The following is a 15,240-nucleotide window of genomic DNA, read 5'->3' as shown; positions in this document are numbered from 1 at the left end:
GAGTGTGTAATACGTGGGTCTAGGACGCTTGTCTGTCCCAGCGGTACGCTGGCCCGCATGGGACACCGTGAGGATCTGCTCGAAGGCGCCAAGCGCTGCCTGCTGGCGAAGGGGTTCGCGCGCACGACCGCGCGCGACATCGTCAAGGAGTCGGGGACCAACCTGGCCTCGATCGGCTATCACTACGGCTCGAAGGACGCGCTGCTGGCGCAGGCCTACGTGTCGGTGGTCGAGGGGATGGGCGACGCCTTCGAGGGGGACGGGACGGCCCTGAGCGATACCGAGCCAGGATCCCTCGAACGGTTCCAGGGGGTGTGGTCGAACATCATCGGCACCATGCGGGATCCGGGATCGATCTGGCACCTCAGCATGGAGGTCCTGGTCATGGGCGACCAGATGCCCGAGGTGCGCGAGCACCTGGCGCTGGCGCAGCGGGAAGCCGCGCGCGGGCTCGTTCCGATGCTCATGGGCGGGCGCGAGGAGGACGTCTCCGACGAGACCACGGACACCCTCGGCATGTTCTATGTGACCCTGATGACGGGTCTGATCGCGCAATGGACCTTCGACGCGAAGACCGCGCCCGGCGCGGAGCAGCTCGCCGAGGGGCTGCGCCAGGTGATCGCCGGGGTGGCCAGGGCTACGAAAGACTGATCCGGCCGTCCCGCATCTCCGCGACGCGGTCGCAGAAGTGGCGTACGAGTGCCATGTCGTGGCAGATGAACAGGTAGCCCAGGCCCAGGCGTTCCTGTAGTTCGGCCAGGAGGTTCAGGATTCCCGCGCGCAGGGACGGGTCTAGGGCGGAGACCGGTTCGTCGAGGATCAGGAGCTTGGGTTCGCAGGCCAATGCCCGGGCGATACCGGCGCGTTGGCACTGTCCGCCGGAGAGTTCGTACGGGCGGCGGTCGCCGTGGGACGGGTCCAGGCCGACCTGCTCCAGGAGCTCGGCCACGCGGGCGGGGCCGGTCGTACGGTCCCAAGTCCCCTGTACGCGCAGGGGTTCCGCGATGGCGTCGCGGATGCGGTGGCGGGGGCTCAGCGAGCCGTACGGGTCCTGGAAGACGGGTTGCATCGCCTGCCTCAGCGGCCGGAGCCGGCGGTCGTCCAGGGCCGTCAACTCCTGGCCGTCGAACCAGACTTCGCCGCTGTCGGGGCGGCGGAGTTGCAGTACGGCCATGGCGGTGGACGACTTGCCGCAGCCCGAGGGGCCGATGAGGCCGAGTGTCTCGCCGGGGGCGATGTCGAAGGACACGTGGTCCACGGTGGTACGGGGGCCGTGGCGGACGACGAGTTCCCGCACGTCCAGGAGAGGGCTCGCCGCTTGGGTCGCTTGGTTCACTTGGCTCACACCGACTCCAGGAACAACTCGGCGGGGTTGTCGGGCAGTTCGCGCCAGTGGTGGCAGGCGACGGTTCGGCCGTCTTGGGTTTCGGGTGCGGGTTGCTCCGTACAAGTCGCGTCCGCTAGGGGGCAGCGGGGTTGGAAGGCGCAGCCGGCGGGGAGGGCACTCGGTGCGGGTGGCGCTCCCGCTATGGCGGGGAGCCGCCGCATTCGCTCCGCGGGTGGGGCATTGGACAACGTGCGGGTTCGTTGTGGCTGGTCGCGCAGTTCCCCGCGCCCCTGGCGGGGCACGGATGCCAGCAACCCCGCCGTATAGGGCGCCCGAGGCCCCGCGAACACTCCCTCCACCGGCCCCTCCTCCACCAATCGCCCCGCATACATCACCAGCATCCGGTCGGCATGGTCCCGTACCGCCGCGAGGTCATGCGTGACCAGGACAAGCGCGGCGCCCGCGTCCCCCGTGCGGCGGGCCAGCAAGTCCAGGACCTGCTTCTGCGTCTCCGGGTCCTGGGCCGTCGTCGGTTCGTCGGCTATGACCAGGTCCGGTTGGTGGAGCATCGCCATGGCGATGACCGCGCGCTGGCGCATGCCGCCGGAGAACTCGTGCGGGTACGCCCGTGCCTTGTCCGGTGCGATGCCGACCTCCTCCAGCGCGGCCACCGCACGGGCCCGCGCCTCCTTGCGGGAGACACCGTCCACGGACCGTACGGCGGCGGCGAGTTGGTCGGCCACCTGGTGTACGGGGGAGAGGGACGAGAGCGCGTCTTGGGGGACGAGCGCGACGCGGCGGCCCCAGAGGGCGGAGCGTACGGAGCGGAGGGCGTCCACGAGTTCGTCCGCGCCCAGTCGTACGCTCCCCGTCACCGACGCCCCGCGCGGCGGCATACCCAGCAGCGCCCGCGCCGTCAGCGACTTGCCCGCGCCCGACTCGCCCACCAGGGCGAGGACTTCGCCCTCGTGTACGTCGAAGGAAAGGCCCCGTACCGCTTCGACAGCGCCGAAGGAGATGCGCAAGTCCCGTACGGAGAGGAGGACTTCAGTACTCGGCGTATTGCTCGGTGTGGTCATCGGGCGGGCTCCTTGAGAGACACCTTGGGCGACTCGTTCGGCAACTCCATGGGCGGCTTCTTGGGCGAACGGAGCGAGGCAAAGGCGACAGCCAACCGGCCGCGGCGCCCCGAAGCCGAACCGGCCGAAGCCGCGGCCCCCGCGCCCCTCGCACCGCCCTCCGCATAAGCCGCCAACGACACCGCCAGCCCCGCCATCATCGCCAGCGCGACCGCCGGAGCCAGTGCTGCCCACGGGGCCCGTTCCACGTACGCGCGGGACTCGTCCAGCAGCAACCCCCACTCCGGAGCGGGCGGCTGGGCGCCAAGCCCGAGGAAGCCGAGCGAGGCGAGGGCCAGGGCGATGCCCGGCAGGCGCAAAAGCGCGTGGCGGCTGACCGGGGCCGCCACGGAGGGCAGGACGTGACGCGTGAGAATCCACCACGGGGTGGCGCCTATGGCCCGTTGGGCGTGCAGGAACGTCGAGGCGCGTACCTCCTGGACCAGTGCCGCCGCGTGCGCCGACAGCGCGGGCCAGGAGATCACGGCCACCGCGAACGCCGCGCCCCCCGTGCCGGGCCCCGATACCGCGGCGACCAGGATGCCGGCGATGACCGGCGGCAGCGCGTTGGCGATGTCCGCGGCGCCGGACGCCACGGACGGTACGAAGCCCAGGGCGAGTGCGAGGATCAGGCCGACGAGGCAGACCGCGGCGGCCGTACCGACCGTTGACGCCGCCCCGTGCCCGAGCCGGGCCAGCACATCGCGGCCGAGCCCGTCCGTGCCGAGCGGGTACGCCAGGGACGGGGCCTGGAGACGTGCGGTCGTGTCCACGGCGTACGGGTCGCGCAGCAGCCCCCAGCCGATGCAGGTCAGGAGTACGACTCCGAGCGCCACCGGAATGGCCGGGTGCGCGCGGACCGGGCGGACCGCGGGCAGCGTCAGTCCTGCGTCCCGCAGCGCCGGGCCCAGCATCTGGCGCCGTACGAGAGCCGCCAGCGCGCCCGCGACCAGGCCCAGCGTGAGCAGTGCGAGGACCGAGCCCTGGAGCAGCGGCAGGTCCTGCGACTTGGCCGCCCCCAGTGCCGTACGGCCGATGCCCGGCACCGCGAACACCACCTCCACGGCGACCGCCCCGCCCGTAAGACCGACGGCGACCATGCCGAACTGCGGTACCAGCGGCGGCAGTACGCGACGCAGCGCGGCGGCCGAGATGCGCGCCTGACGGACTCCGGCACCCCGCCACAGTTCGACCCACCGCTCATCGAGCACGGCGGGCAGCGCGTCGGCGACCAGGCGGCCGAGCAGACCGCCCGCGGGGATGCCCAGGGCGAGGGCGGGCAGCACCATGTACTGCGGGCCGACCCAGCCGGAGGTCGGCAGCCAGCCCAGCCACACCCCGCCCACCAGCAACGCGAGTGTGGCGAGCAGGAATTCGGGCAGCGCAACGATCATCGCGGCGAACGCACCGGCCGACCCCCGGGCGCGTACGAGCACGGGCGCGACCAGGGCACAGGCGACCAGCAGCCCGACGCCGAGGGCGGCGCCCATCAGGGACAGCGACACCTGGAGCCCGGCGACGACCGACGGCAGTACGTCGGTGCCCGACACCCACGAGGTGCCGAGGTCGCCGCGCAGCAGCCCGGAGGCCCAATTGCCCAGCAGGGAAAGGGGACCCGCGTCCAGGCCGAGGTCCGCGCGGATCGCGTCCAGCGCCTCCGGCGTCGCCTCCTGCTCGGCGGACCGGGCGCGCAGCACGGTGAGCGCCGGGTCGCGGCCGGAGAGCCAGGGGAGCAGTCCGACGGTGGCGAGGACGGCGACGAGGCAGCCGAGCCGGGTGATTCCGGCCCGGCCGCCCGGTGTCCACACCGCCTTCAACAGGCGTGCCACGAGCGTCACTTGACGTAGGTGTCCTTCGTGATCAGCTCACGCTCACGCGGGTCGTGCGCGACGTCCACGACGCCCGCCGCGTCGCCCTGGATGACCCGCTCGTGCAGCATCGGGATGGCGCCGTCGGTGGCGAGCACCGCGGCCTCCGCCTCGATGACGGCCTTCCTGCGCGCGTCACCGGACTTCATCGCGGAGGCCTTGTCCAGGCTCGCGTCGACCGTCTTGTCCGACAGCTGGGAGATGTTGAAGGAGCCCTTGGAGCCGAAGTCGCTGTACAGGTACGCGGCCGGGTCGCCGGAGTCCAGCACGGTCGCCCGGGACAGGATGAAGGCGTCGAACTTGCCCGCCAGCGCGTCGGACTCGATGTTCGCGTACTCGCGGACGTCCAGCTTCACCTTGAACCCGGCCTTCTGCAGCTGCTGTTGCAGCGTCTGGGCCACCTCGGGCAGCTCGGCGCGGTCGGTGAAGGTACCGATGGTGATGGTCTTGCCGGCCGGGTCACCGGCCTTGGCGCGCTTGACCGGCGTACGCAGGTCGGCGGCCCACGGCAGAGCGGGCCCGAGCAGGCCCTTCGCGACGTCGGCGCGGTCCTCGTACACACCCTTGACGATCGACTCGGCGTCGATGGCCTCGCGGGCGGCGGCCCTCAACGCGGCGTCCTTGAAGGGACCTTCGGAGGTGTTCAGGTACAGGGTGTTGGTGCGCGGCATCGGCACCTCGGTGATCTGGTCCTCCTCGAGCAGCGAGGCCTGCGAGACCGGTACCGCCTCCACGACGTCGGCCTCGCCGCTGCGCAGGGCGGCGGCGCGGGCGGTGCCGTCCGGGACGAACTTCACGTCGATTCCCGGGGACTTGGCCTTGCCGCCCCAGTAGTCGTCATAGCGGTCGAGGGTCGCGGAGGAGGTGCCGTTCACCTTCTTCAGCTCGAAGGGGCCGGTGCCCGCGCCGAGGGGGTTGACCGTCTTCCCCTTGTACGCCTTCGCCGACAGGATCGACAGCTGCGGCGAGCTGAGCCGCTGCGGGACGAGCGGGTCCTCGGTGGCGGTGGTAACGGCGACCGATTCGCCCTGGGCCTTCACGGTCAGGTCCACGCCGTCGAGGATGCGGGGCTTGGGGGAGGCGCCGGCGGCCTCGGTGAGCGACTGTACGACGGCCTCGGCGGTGAGCTTCGTACCGTCGTGGAAGCTCACGCCGTCACGTATCTCGAAGGTCCAAGTCTTCCCTTTTTGCTGCCACTTGGTCGCCAGCGCGGGCTGGGCGTCGCCCTCCGCGTCGAGCTTGACGAGCGTCTCGGCGGTCGACCAGCGGGACAGCTTGAACGCGTCGTCGGACAGCGGCGAGAGTCCGGAGCGCGGCGGCAGCATGTGCGCGACGCGTACGCGCTTCTCGCCGCCCTCGGCGGAGCTGTCCGAAGCCGCTCCCGAGAAGCAGCCGGTGAGCAGGGCGGAGGCGGCGGCGACCGCGGAGACGGGGAGAAGGCGGGCGGGCAGACGCACGGGACCCTCCGGTAAAGGGGTGGTCAAAAGGGGTGGTCAGGGGGCGTATGCATGACGGTAGCATGATGACAATCGTTTTCAGTAATCCCGTCCGAAATTCAACCTTCGGTTGGCTGAACTGTGGCTGATCTCTGACTGGGCTCTGGGTCGGTGGCTGGCCTCTGGCCAACGTGTAACCCATCGGTTACGCTTCCGGGTGTGGACGAACTGACCGAGGTGGCCGTAGCAGTCGCCGATCCGGTGCGCCGGGAGATCCTGGTCATGCTGCGCCACACCCCGCTGACGGCCGGCGAGATCGCCGCGCGGTTCAGCATCAGCCGGCCCGCGGTGAGCCGTCATCTGCGGGTGCTGCGGGAGAGCGGTCTGGTGCGGGACGAGCAGGTAGGACGGCACCGGCGTTACTCGCTCGTCCGCTCCCGGCTGGGCCAACTGGCCGCGTGGCTCGGCCAGTTCGACGACCGGCGCCCGGACTGGGCCACGCGCCTCGCGGCCCTCGACACCGAAGTGCACCGCACGCGCCGGGACCGCGGCCGGGCGGCGCCCGCCGACACCGCGCACCACTCCAGGGAGGACACAGCATGACTGGCATGACCCCTGAACCCACCGGGCGGCTCGTACCCACACCCATGGGATACGACCTGATCCTCACCCGCACCTACCGCGCCCCCGTCGCCGACGTGTGGGCGAGCGTCACCGAGCCGGAGCGGACGGCCCGCTGGTTCGGGCCGTGGCGCGGTGAGGCGGGGCCGGGCCGCACCATCGAGGCGCAGATGGCCTTCGAGGAGTCGGCACCCTGGATGCCGATGCGCATCGAGGCCTGCGAACCGCCGCACCGGCTCGCCGTCACCACCGAGGACGAGGCCGGCGTCTGGTCCCTGGAACTGCTCCTGGCCGAGACCGACGGCACCACCGAGCTCCGTCTGGTCCACCACCTCACCTCCACGGACGACCTTGGCTCGACCGGCCCCGGCTGGGAGTACTACCTGGACATGCTCACCGCCGCCCGCACGGACGGGCCCCGCCCCGAGTTCGACGACTACTACCCCTCCCAGAAGGCCTACTTCGAGTCTCTGGCCTGAGTCGTCGCAGGCCAGTTGCAGGATCCGCGACTTCGTACGCACACGGGACTGCGAGTCGATGATCGTCGCCGTCGCCGTGCGGCGGCAGGCGTACACTGCTGGATAAATCTGCTCTTAATTGTTCTTACCTTGCAATTCGGGCAGAAGTGCAGTCAGCACCGTCGGGTCCGGCGTCCGGTCTGCCCGAGGGGTCCGCAGCGAGTGGCCGTCTTCCGCAGTCTTGGGGCGCGGGTAGATCACGTAGGCGCCAGGAGGAAGATTTCTCGATGACCTGGCCCGATGACCCGCGCACCGCGGCGGCCCGGGTGTTCGCCGAGGGCGGCGCGTTCGGCGAGCTTCTGGCAGGGATCGACTGGGCGGCGACGCCGCTCGGGCCCGCCGTCTCCTGGCCGGGGCCCCTGGTGGACACCCTGCGCCTCATGCTCACCTCTGAGCATGCGATGGCTCTGTACTGGGGGGCTGAATTCGCCACGCTGTACAACCAGGGCTCCACATCCATTGTCGGCGCCAAACACCCCTGGGCGCTCGGCAGGCCGTACAAGGAAGTGTTCCCCGAGGTCTGGGACTCCGTGAGCTCCCACTTCCACTATGTGACCGGTACCCGCAAGCCCCTGCTGGTCCCGAATGAGCTGCTCATCATCGAGCGCCACGGCTTTTTGGAGCAGTGCTACTTCGACTCCGCATTCCAGCCTGTGCTGCTGGACGACGGCACTGTCGGCGGCGTGCTGCAGATCCTCACCGAGACCACCGGCCGGGTACTGGGCGAGCGCCGGCTGCGCCTGCTGAGCGAGATCGGCACGCGCACGGCCGGGCTGCCCACCCCGGGCGAGGTTGCCCGTGTGGTCGCCGAGGTGGCGGGCTCCTACCCCGAGGAGATCCCCTTTCTGGGCCTGTACCTGGCCTCCGAGCCGGGGATGCGGCGGCCGGCGGCCTCCGCCGGGCTCCCGTTGGCGGCCGAGACTGACTTGCCGAGTGCGGCCGATGGGTCGGAGGTGGCGGCCCGGCTGGCGCAGGTGGTCGCCGACGGTGCCCCGGCCACGCTGCCGGCCGCCGCGTTCACCGGCGGCAGGACGGCCGGGCAGCATGCCGCGGCCACCTGGATCCCGGTCGGGGAGGCGCTGGCCCTGCCGCTGCACGGCGCGGGCCAGGTGGAGGGTGTCCTGGTGGTGGGCCTCAACCCCTGCTTCCCTCCGGCCGGGACCTACCACGACTTCTTGGAGGTACTCGCCTCCGCCGTGGCCGGGGCGCTGTCGGCCGCGCTCGCGCATGAGTCGGCCGCGCTCGCGCACGAAGAGCAGCGCCGGCGGGCGGAGGCGCTGGCCGAGCTGGACCGGGCCAAGACGACCTTCTTCGCCAACGTCAGCCACGAGTTCCGCACCCCGCTCACCCTGCTCCTGGGCCCGCTCCAGCAGGCCCTGGCCGACGAGGACCGGCCCGAGCGGCGCGAGCAGTTGGAGCTGGCCGAGCGCGGCGCCCTGCGCCTGCTGAAGCAGGTCAACACCCTCCTGGACGTCGCCAGGGCCGAGGCCGGGCAAACGCGGCCTGCCCTCGAACCGGTCGACCTCGCCGGTGCCACGGCCGAGCTGGCCGGGGTGTTCCGCTCCGCCTTCGAGGCGGCCGGGCTGACGCTGGAGGTGGACTGCCCGCCGCTGCCCAAGCCGGTGCCCCTGGACCGGGAGATGTGGGAGAAGATCATCCTCAACCTGCTCAGCAACGCCCTGAAGTTCACCTTCACCGGCGGCGCCCGGGTGGAGATGGCCGCGGCCGGCGACCGGGCCCGGCTGACCGTGACCGACACCGGCACCGGCATCCCCGCGGACGAGTTGCCGCGCCTGTTCGAGCGTTTCCACCGGGTCCGTGGCGCCCGCTCCCGCTCCCACGAGGGCAGCGGCCTCGGCCTGGTGCTGGTGAAGGACCTGGTGGAGGCGCACGGCGGCGCCGTCGGCGTGGACAGCCGACCCGGCCAGGGAACCACCGTCACCGTGGACCTTCCTTTCGCCGCCGCCCACCGGCCCCGTCCGGCGCCGCTCGCGGTCGGCGCCGGATCCCCCGGCGAAACCCCCGGGGAAGGCGGAGGCGGCCGGACCGGCCGCGCCGCGGCATTTGTGGACGAGGCGCTGGGCTGGCTGGCGGCCGACCCCGTCCCCGCGGCGGGCACCCCTGTCCCCGCCGAGGCCGCCTCTGCTCCCGCCGCGGGCACCTCTGTTCCCGCCGCGGCCACCCCTGTCCCTGCCGCGGCCACCTCTGCCCCCGCCGAGGCCACCTCCGCGGCACGCACCCCGCACGCCCCCGCGACCCACGACGCCCCCGACCCCGGTCCGTACGAAACCGACCGCCCCCACCGGCCCCGCCTGCTGGTCGTCGACGACAACGCCGACATGCGCGCCTACCTCACCCAGCTCCTGCAGCCCGACTACGACGTGCTGCTCGCCGCCGACGGTCTGGCCGCCGTGGAGACAGCCCTGGCCCAGCCGGTGGAACTCGTGCTCAGCGACGTGATGATGCCCCGCATGGACGGCTTCGAGCTGGTCCGGGCGCTGCGCGCCCACCCGCGCACCGCCCGCCTGCCCATCGTCCTGCTCACCGCCCGCGCAGGCGAGGAGGAATCCGTGCAGGGCCGGCATGCCGGCGCCGACGACTACCTGGCCAAACCCTTCTCCGCGCGCCAGCTGCTGGCGCGCGTCCGCACCGGGCTGGAACTGTCCCGGCTGCGCGAACAGGCCCTGACCGAGACCCGCAACCAACTCGCCATGCTGGCCTCCCTGGCCGACGCGGGCCTGCGGCTGGCCGACACCCTCGACCCGGACCAGATACTGCAGACCGCCGGCCAGATCCTGCTGCCCCACTTCGCCGACCAGATCAGCATCCACCTCACCGTCACGGCACCCGACCCGTCGCAGTCGCCCCCGGCACACATGGCAGGCGCTCCCCTTCTTGCCCACGAGGACCTGACCACCGCCGCCACCCATGCGATCAACGGCACCGCCCCCGCCCCAGCCGGCCCGCACCCGGCGCCCGCCGCCGTGCTGGCCCTGCCGCTGCACGCCCACGACCAGACGCTGGGGGCCCTGGTATTGGTCCGGCACACCGGCGCGTACTCCGCCGTCGAACACAAGTATCTGGAGAACCTGGCCCACCGCCTCGCCCTGGCCTACGACAACGCCACCCGGTACCACAACGAGCGCCGCCTCGCCCTGACCCTGCAGCGCGCCCTGCTGCCCTACCGCCTGCCCCAGGTGCCCGGGGTTCGCCTGGCCACCCAGTACCGGGCCAGCAACCGCGGCGCCGAGGTCGGCGGCGACTGGTACGACGTGCTCGCCCTGCCCGACGGCTCCGTGGGGCTGGCCATCGGCGACGTCATGGGCCACGACGTGGAAGCCGCCACCGTGATGGGCCAACTCCGCTCCGCCCTGCACAGCCTCGCGATGGAGGGCGCCGGCCCGGCCCAGGTGCTGACCAGGCTGGACGCCTACCTGCAGTCGCTCGAAACCGACCGCTTCGCCACCTGCCTGTACGCGGTCTACGACCCTCACCGTCACCGTCTGAGTTACGCCGCGAGCGGGCACCCGCCGCCCCTGCTGGTAGCCGCCGACACCGCCTACCTGGAGCTGCCCCCGGCGCTGCCGCTGGGACTGGGCAGCGCCCCGGTCGACCGCGACGTGGCGTTCCCGCCCGGCACCAGCCTGCTGCTGTACACCGACGGCCTGGTGGAGAACCGTGCGCTGTCCCTGGACGACGGCCTGGCGACCCTTCGCCAGACCTGCGCCGCGCTGCCCGCCCCCGCCCGAACCGACCCGCAGCAGATCACCGAACGGGCCCTTGAGCTGCTGAACACCCCCGACAGGGTCGACGACGACGCCGCCCTGCTCGCTGCCACCGCCGAACCATCGCGTCGAACCGGTGGCGACCAGTAAAGATCAGAGGCGGAATCAGAGGCGGTGCGCCTTCAGCGTCATGTGCAGCAGGAGGCGGTCCTCGCCGTCGTCCAGGTCCAGGCCGGTGAGCTGTTCGACGCGGGAGAGGCGGTAGTAGAGGGTCTGGCGGTGGATGCCCAGGTGGGCTGCCGTACGGCCCGCCTGCCCCGCGCAGTCGAGGAACGCCTCGGCGGTGCGGGCCAGTTCGCGGTGCGCCGGGTCCAGCAGGGGGCGTACGACGGGGTCGTGGGCCGCCTCCGCGGGTAGCGCCGTCAGCAGGCGGTACGGTCCGATGGAGGCCCACTCGGCGATCGGGCCGAGCCCCGGTTCGGCCAGCGCCGCACCGGCCGCGGCCGAGGCCTCCTGCCAGGCGACACCCAGCTCGGCGAGGCCACTACGGGGCGCCGCGATTCCCGCCGCCGCACCGCCGGAGGCCTCCCGCGTACCCGCTGCAGGGCCGCTTGAGGCGTCCCGCGCCCCGTTCGCCCGGCCACTTGGGGCCCTGCGGGTTCCCTCCGCCGGACCAGAGGTCCTGCGTGCTCCCGCCGCCGGACCGCCCGAGGCCTCCCGTGCCCCGTCCGTCGGGCTGCCTGCGGCCGCCCTGCGCGTTCCCTCCGCCGGGCCGGGGGTCCCTCGCGTTCCGGCCGCCGGACCGGAGGCCCCTCGCGTTCCCGCCGCCGAGTCGGCGTTGACACCGCGCGTTCCGGCCACCTGGCCGTAGGCCCCCGTCGTTCCTGCCGCCTGGCCGGAGGCGCCCCGCGCTCCCCGGCCGGAGGCCCCCCGCATCCCCTCCGCCTCCCTCAACAACCGCGCAGCCGCCGAAGTCGCCGGCGTCAGCACCGTCGACGAGCGCAGTCGCACCAGCAGGGCCAGGCTCTGGCCGGTGGTGCCCCACGGGACCGTGCAGAGGGCCGTCGCCCCCGGGATCGTACGGACCGAAGGCGCGTCGTCCGGGTCGGCGGACGGCCAGGGGGTCACGCAGACCACCGTGTGGAGGCCCTCGCCGCGTATGCCGAGTGCCGTACGGAGTTCCGCCACCGCCATGTCCCGTGGCCAGCCGCGCTCGGCGGTCAGGACCGCGCGCAGCTCGCGGGTCAGGTCCGCGCCCGCCTGGGCCTCGTCCGCGAGGAGGTCGCCGATCCGGGCCGTCACCTCCATGGCCGCGTCGAGCTGCTCCTCGCTGGGGCCCGGTTCGTCGGCGAGCAGCCACACGTAACCGAGGACGAGCCCCCGATGACGTACCGGAAGGCACACCCGGCCCCGGTACACCCCGGCCTCCGGCGTCGGCGGGATACGGACCGGTCCTGTGGCATGGGCGATGCCGAAGCCCTCGAACCAGGTGCGGACCGCCGTCGTGGAGCGGCGGGTGAGGATCGAGCGGGTCCGCACGGGATCGAGGGCGGACTCGTCGATCTCGACGTCACTGTCGTACGCGCCGAAGGCGATCAGCTCGAAGTCCCGGTTCTCCAGCGTCGCGGGGGCGCCGAGGAGCTCCGAGACCTCGTCGACCAGTTCCTGGTACTCGCCTTTCGCCTCGTTCACTCGGGCATTCTCCCGCATTTCCCGCGCTCTTCATACAGATGTCTGAGATCCAGGGCACGGATGCGTGACGTCTGTCGATGGCCCACGATCGGAGGGATCCTTAAGTTTCACGGTGGTTCTCCGCGCCGTCGCTGCTCCGTTCACCCGCGAACGTTCGGCTACGGCCCCCTGCTGGTCGCTGTTGTGGAGGTTGCCCCGTGTTGGGACCCGTGATTCTCGCCGCCTCGCGCAGCGACAAGATGCGCCGGCTGGTGTCGGCGGCCCCGGTGACGAAGCCGGTCGTCCAGCGGTTCATCGCCGGTGAGGGGGTCGACGACGTCGTGCCGGTCGTCAAGCACCTCACCGACCGTGGCCTCGAGGTCAGTCTGGACGTGGTCGGCGAGGACATCACGACACCCGAGCAGTCCACGGCGGCGCGTGACGCGTATCTGCAGCTGATCGACCACCTCGAAGGTCTCGGCCTGGGCGAGCGGGCCGAGATGTCGGTCAAGCTGTCCCTGTTCGGGCAGGCGCTTCCGGGCGGTCATGAGCTGGCGCTCGCCAACGTCCGTCCCGTCGTCGAGGCCGCCGCCCGCATCGGCACCACCGTCACGCTGGACGCGGAGGACCACACCACCCTCGACTCGATGTTCGCCATCCACGAGGAGCTGCGGAAGGACTTCCCGCAGACCGGCTGCGTGATCCAGGCCTACCTGTACCGCACGGAGGCCGACGCCCGCCGTCTTGCCGCGAACGGCAGCCGCGTACGTATCGTGAAAGGGGCGTACAAGGAGCCCGCGTCGGTCGCGTTCCAGAAGAAGACCGAGATCGACAAGGCGTACGTCCGCATCCTGAAGATCCTGATGGAGGGCGAGGGCTACCCGATGATCGGGTCCCACGACCCACGCCTGATCGCCATCACCCAGGAGCTGGCCCGGCGCGTGGGACGCAAACTGGACGACTACGAGTTCCAGATGCTCTACGGCATCCGCGGCGAGGAGCAGACCCGGCTCGCCGCCGAGGGCCACCGCGTACGTGTCTATACGGCATACGGCACGGATTGGTACGGCTATTTCATGCGGCGTCTCGCAGAAAAACCGGCCAACCTTCGCTTTTTCGCCCGCAGCATGCTGACCCGAGGCTGAGACATGACAGACACACGGAGTTTCGGCCGGGGGTCCGGGGGTTGTCCCCCGGGAAAGCACAGCATGCGGCGGCTCGCGGAGAAACCCGCCAACCTGCGCTTCTTCGCTCGCTCGATCCTCACCAAGGGCTGACCCCACCGCTCAGTTAAGGAGTTACGGAACCCATGGACGCTGTGACCCAGGTCCCCACCCCCGTCAACGAGCCGGTGCACGGCTACGCCCCCGGCTCGCCCGAGCGCACCCGGCTCGAGGCCAAGCTCAAGGAGCTGGCCGAGAACCCGATCGACCTGCCCTGCACCATCGGCGGCGAGAAGCGGATGGGCGGCGGCGAGCCGTTCCAGGTCGTGCAGCCGCACAACCGCAAGGCCGTGCTCGGTACTTTCCGCAACGCCACGCAGCAGGACGCGCAGGACGCGATCGACGCGGCCCTGGCCGCCGCGCCCGCCTGGCGCGCGATGTCCTTCGACGACCGCGCCGCGATCATCCTGCGCGCCGCCGAGCTGCTGTCCACGACCTGGCGCGAGACCCTGGCCGCCTCCACGATGCTCGGCCAGTCGAAGACCGCTCAGCAGGCCGAGATCGACTGTCCCTGCGAGCTGATCGACTTCTGGCGCTTCAACGTCAAGTACGCCCGTGACCTGCTCGCCGAGCAGCCCGTGGCCAACGCGACGGGCGTCTGGAACCGTCTCGACCACCGTCCGCTGGAGGGCTTCGTCTACGCGATCACGCCGTTCAACTTCACGGCGATCGCCGGCAACCTGCCGACCGCGCCCGCCCTCATGGGCAACGTCGTCGTATGGAAGCCGTCCCCGACGCAGACCCACGCGGCCGTCCTCCTGATGCAGCTCCTGGAGGAGGCGGGCCTGCCCAAGGGCGTCATCAACCTGGTGACGGGCGATGGTCTGGCGGTCTCGGAGGTCGCCCTGAACCACCGCGACCTCGCGGGCATCCACTTCACCGGCTCGACGAAGACGTTCCGTCACCTGTGGAAGACGGTCGGCGCGAACATCGACAAGTACCGCACGTACCCGCGTCTGGTCGGCGAGACGGGCGGCAAGGACTTCCTCGTCGCGCACCCCTCCGCGGACCGCGCCGTGCTGAAGACCGCGCTGACCCGGGGCGCCTTCGAGTACCAGGGCCAGAAGTGCTCGGCGACCTCCCGCGCGTACATCCCGGCCTCCATCTGGAACGCCGGTTTCAAGGAGGAGTTCGCGGCCGAGGTCGACGGCATTAAGATGGGTGACGTCACCGACCTCTCGAACTTCATCGGCGCCGTCATCGACGAGCGCGCCTTCGCGAAGAACAAGGCGGCCATCGACCGGGCCGCCGAGGACCCGAAGTGCACGATCGTCGCGGGCGGTTCGTACGACGACTCGGTGGGCTACTTCGTCCGCCCGACCGTCGTCGAGTGCTCGGACCCGGCCAACGAGGTCTTCACGACGGAGTACTTCGGTCCGTTCCTCGCGGTGCACGTCTACGACGACGAGAAGTACGAGGAGATGCTGACCCAGATGGAGTCGGTGTCCGACTACGCGCTCACGGGCGCCGTCATCGCGAACGACCGCGCGGCGGCGGCGTACACGGCGGAGAAACTCCGCTACGCGGCCGGCAACTTCTACATCAACGACAAGTCCACCGGCGCCGTCGTCGGCCAGCAGCCCTTCGGCGGCGGCCGCAACTCCGGCACCAACGACAAGGCCGGCGCCCCCCAGAACCTCCAGCGCTGGACCCTCACCCGAGCCGTCAAGGAGACCCTGGTTCCGCCGACGGACTACACGTACCCGCACATGGGCTGATCCCTCACCGGCCCA

At 71.5% G+C, this 15,240-nt stretch carries 11 protein-coding genes; 6 read left to right on the top strand and 5 right to left on the bottom strand.

The genetic code is table 11. The annotated features are described in order from the left end of the window. Positions 1–57 precede the first annotated feature (57 nt). Positions 58–651: a TetR/AcrR family transcriptional regulator gene (locus ACQEVY_RS13660; protein ID WP_432948173.1), complete on the top strand. Its 594-nt coding sequence runs from the start codon at positions 58–60 to the stop codon at positions 649–651. Here the strand turns inward: ACQEVY_RS13660 and ACQEVY_RS13655 are convergent. The 4 genes from ACQEVY_RS13655 to ACQEVY_RS13640 are packed head-to-tail and all read right to left on the bottom strand — an operon-like array spanning position 638 to position 5,770. Then, complete coding sequence (locus ACQEVY_RS13655) at positions 638–1,345, bottom strand: ABC transporter ATP-binding protein (protein ID WP_432948171.1); 708 nt, start codon at positions 1,343–1,345, stop codon at positions 638–640. The genes ACQEVY_RS13660 and ACQEVY_RS13655 overlap by 14 nt on opposite strands. Further along, the gene (locus ACQEVY_RS13650; RefSeq protein WP_432948169.1) at positions 1,342–2,406 is read right to left on the bottom strand and encodes an ABC transporter ATP-binding protein; all 1,065 of its coding nucleotides are present in this window, start codon (positions 2,404–2,406) and stop codon (positions 1,342–1,344) included. The genes ACQEVY_RS13655 and ACQEVY_RS13650 overlap by 4 nt, the downstream gene beginning before the upstream one ends. After that, positions 2,403–4,262: an ABC transporter permease subunit gene (locus ACQEVY_RS13645; RefSeq protein ID WP_432955201.1), complete on the bottom strand. Its 1,860-nt coding sequence runs from the start codon at positions 4,260–4,262 to the stop codon at positions 2,403–2,405. Before ACQEVY_RS13645 ends, ACQEVY_RS13650 begins: the two co-directional genes overlap by 4 nt. A 17-nt stretch (positions 4,263–4,279) precedes the next feature. Next, complete coding sequence (locus tag ACQEVY_RS13640; RefSeq protein WP_432948167.1) at positions 4,280–5,770, bottom strand: ABC transporter substrate-binding protein; 1,491 nt, start codon at positions 5,768–5,770, stop codon at positions 4,280–4,282. Positions 5,771–5,968: 198 nt separating this feature from the next. Between ACQEVY_RS13640 and ACQEVY_RS13635 the strand changes: the two genes are divergently transcribed. From ACQEVY_RS13635 to ACQEVY_RS13625, 3 genes are all read left to right on the top strand, one after another. After that, positions 5,969–6,352 (top strand): metalloregulator ArsR/SmtB family transcription factor, encoded by a 384-nt coding sequence (locus ACQEVY_RS13635; RefSeq protein ID WP_328768441.1) that lies wholly within the window; start codon positions 5,969–5,971, stop codon positions 6,350–6,352. A gap of 5 nt (positions 6,353–6,357) precedes the next feature. Beyond that, positions 6,358–6,849, top strand: coding sequence for an SRPBCC family protein (locus ACQEVY_RS13630; RefSeq protein WP_432948165.1), 492 nt, complete (start codon positions 6,358–6,360; stop codon positions 6,847–6,849). A gap of 266 nt (positions 6,850–7,115) precedes the next feature. Beyond that, a complete protein-coding gene (locus tag ACQEVY_RS13625) occupies positions 7,116–10,763 on the top strand; it encodes a SpoIIE family protein phosphatase (RefSeq protein WP_432948163.1) in 3,648 nt (1,215 codons plus the stop codon). A 15-nt stretch (positions 10,764–10,778) separates the two neighbouring features. Here ACQEVY_RS13625 and ACQEVY_RS13620 read toward each other — a convergent pair whose 3' ends face one another. Continuing rightward, on the bottom strand, positions 10,779–12,323 hold the full coding sequence (locus ACQEVY_RS13620) for a helix-turn-helix domain-containing protein (RefSeq protein ID WP_432948161.1): 1,545 nt from the start codon (positions 12,321–12,323) through the stop codon (positions 10,779–10,781). A 179-nt stretch (positions 12,324–12,502) separates the two neighbouring features. Between ACQEVY_RS13620 and ACQEVY_RS13615 the strand changes: the two genes are divergently transcribed. Both ACQEVY_RS13615 and pruA read left to right on the top strand, forming a co-directional pair. Continuing rightward, entirely contained in the window at positions 12,503–13,429 is a 927-nt protein-coding gene (locus ACQEVY_RS13615) for a proline dehydrogenase family protein (protein WP_432948159.1), read from the top strand. Positions 13,430–13,593: 164 nt separating this feature from the next. Further along, positions 13,594–15,225, top strand: a complete 1,632-nt coding sequence (gene pruA, locus ACQEVY_RS13610) for an L-glutamate gamma-semialdehyde dehydrogenase (protein ID WP_432948157.1) — start codon at positions 13,594–13,596, stop codon at positions 15,223–15,225. Positions 15,226–15,240 lie beyond the last annotated feature (15 nt).

The organism is Streptomyces sp. CA-288835 (genome assembly GCF_050936385.1).
Classification (GTDB): domain Bacteria; phylum Actinomycetota; class Actinomycetes; order Streptomycetales; family Streptomycetaceae; genus Streptomyces.
Note: the sequence above shows the minus strand (reverse complement) of the source record. Positions and strands in the feature narration are given on the sequence as shown.

What these genes read in the sequence shown, in the direction of transcription:
- ACQEVY_RS13650 (WP_432948169.1), bottom strand. Translation starts at nt 2,406, where the DNA reads ATGACCACACCGAGCAATACGCCGAGTACTGAAGTCCTCCTCTCCGTA.
- ACQEVY_RS13660 (WP_432948173.1), top strand. Translation starts at nt 58, where the DNA reads ATGGGACACCGTGAGGATCTGCTCGAAGGCGCCAAGCGCTGCCTGCTG.
- ACQEVY_RS13620 (WP_432948161.1), bottom strand. Translation starts at nt 12,323, where the DNA reads ATGCGGGAGAATGCCCGAGTGAACGAGGCGAAAGGCGAGTACCAGGAA.
- ACQEVY_RS13625 (WP_432948163.1), top strand. Translation starts at nt 7,116, where the DNA reads ATGACCTGGCCCGATGACCCGCGCACCGCGGCGGCCCGGGTGTTCGCC.
- ACQEVY_RS13630 (WP_432948165.1), top strand. Translation starts at nt 6,358, where the DNA reads ATGACCCCTGAACCCACCGGGCGGCTCGTACCCACACCCATGGGATAC.
- pruA (WP_432948157.1), top strand. Translation starts at nt 13,594, where the DNA reads ATGGACGCTGTGACCCAGGTCCCCACCCCCGTCAACGAGCCGGTGCAC.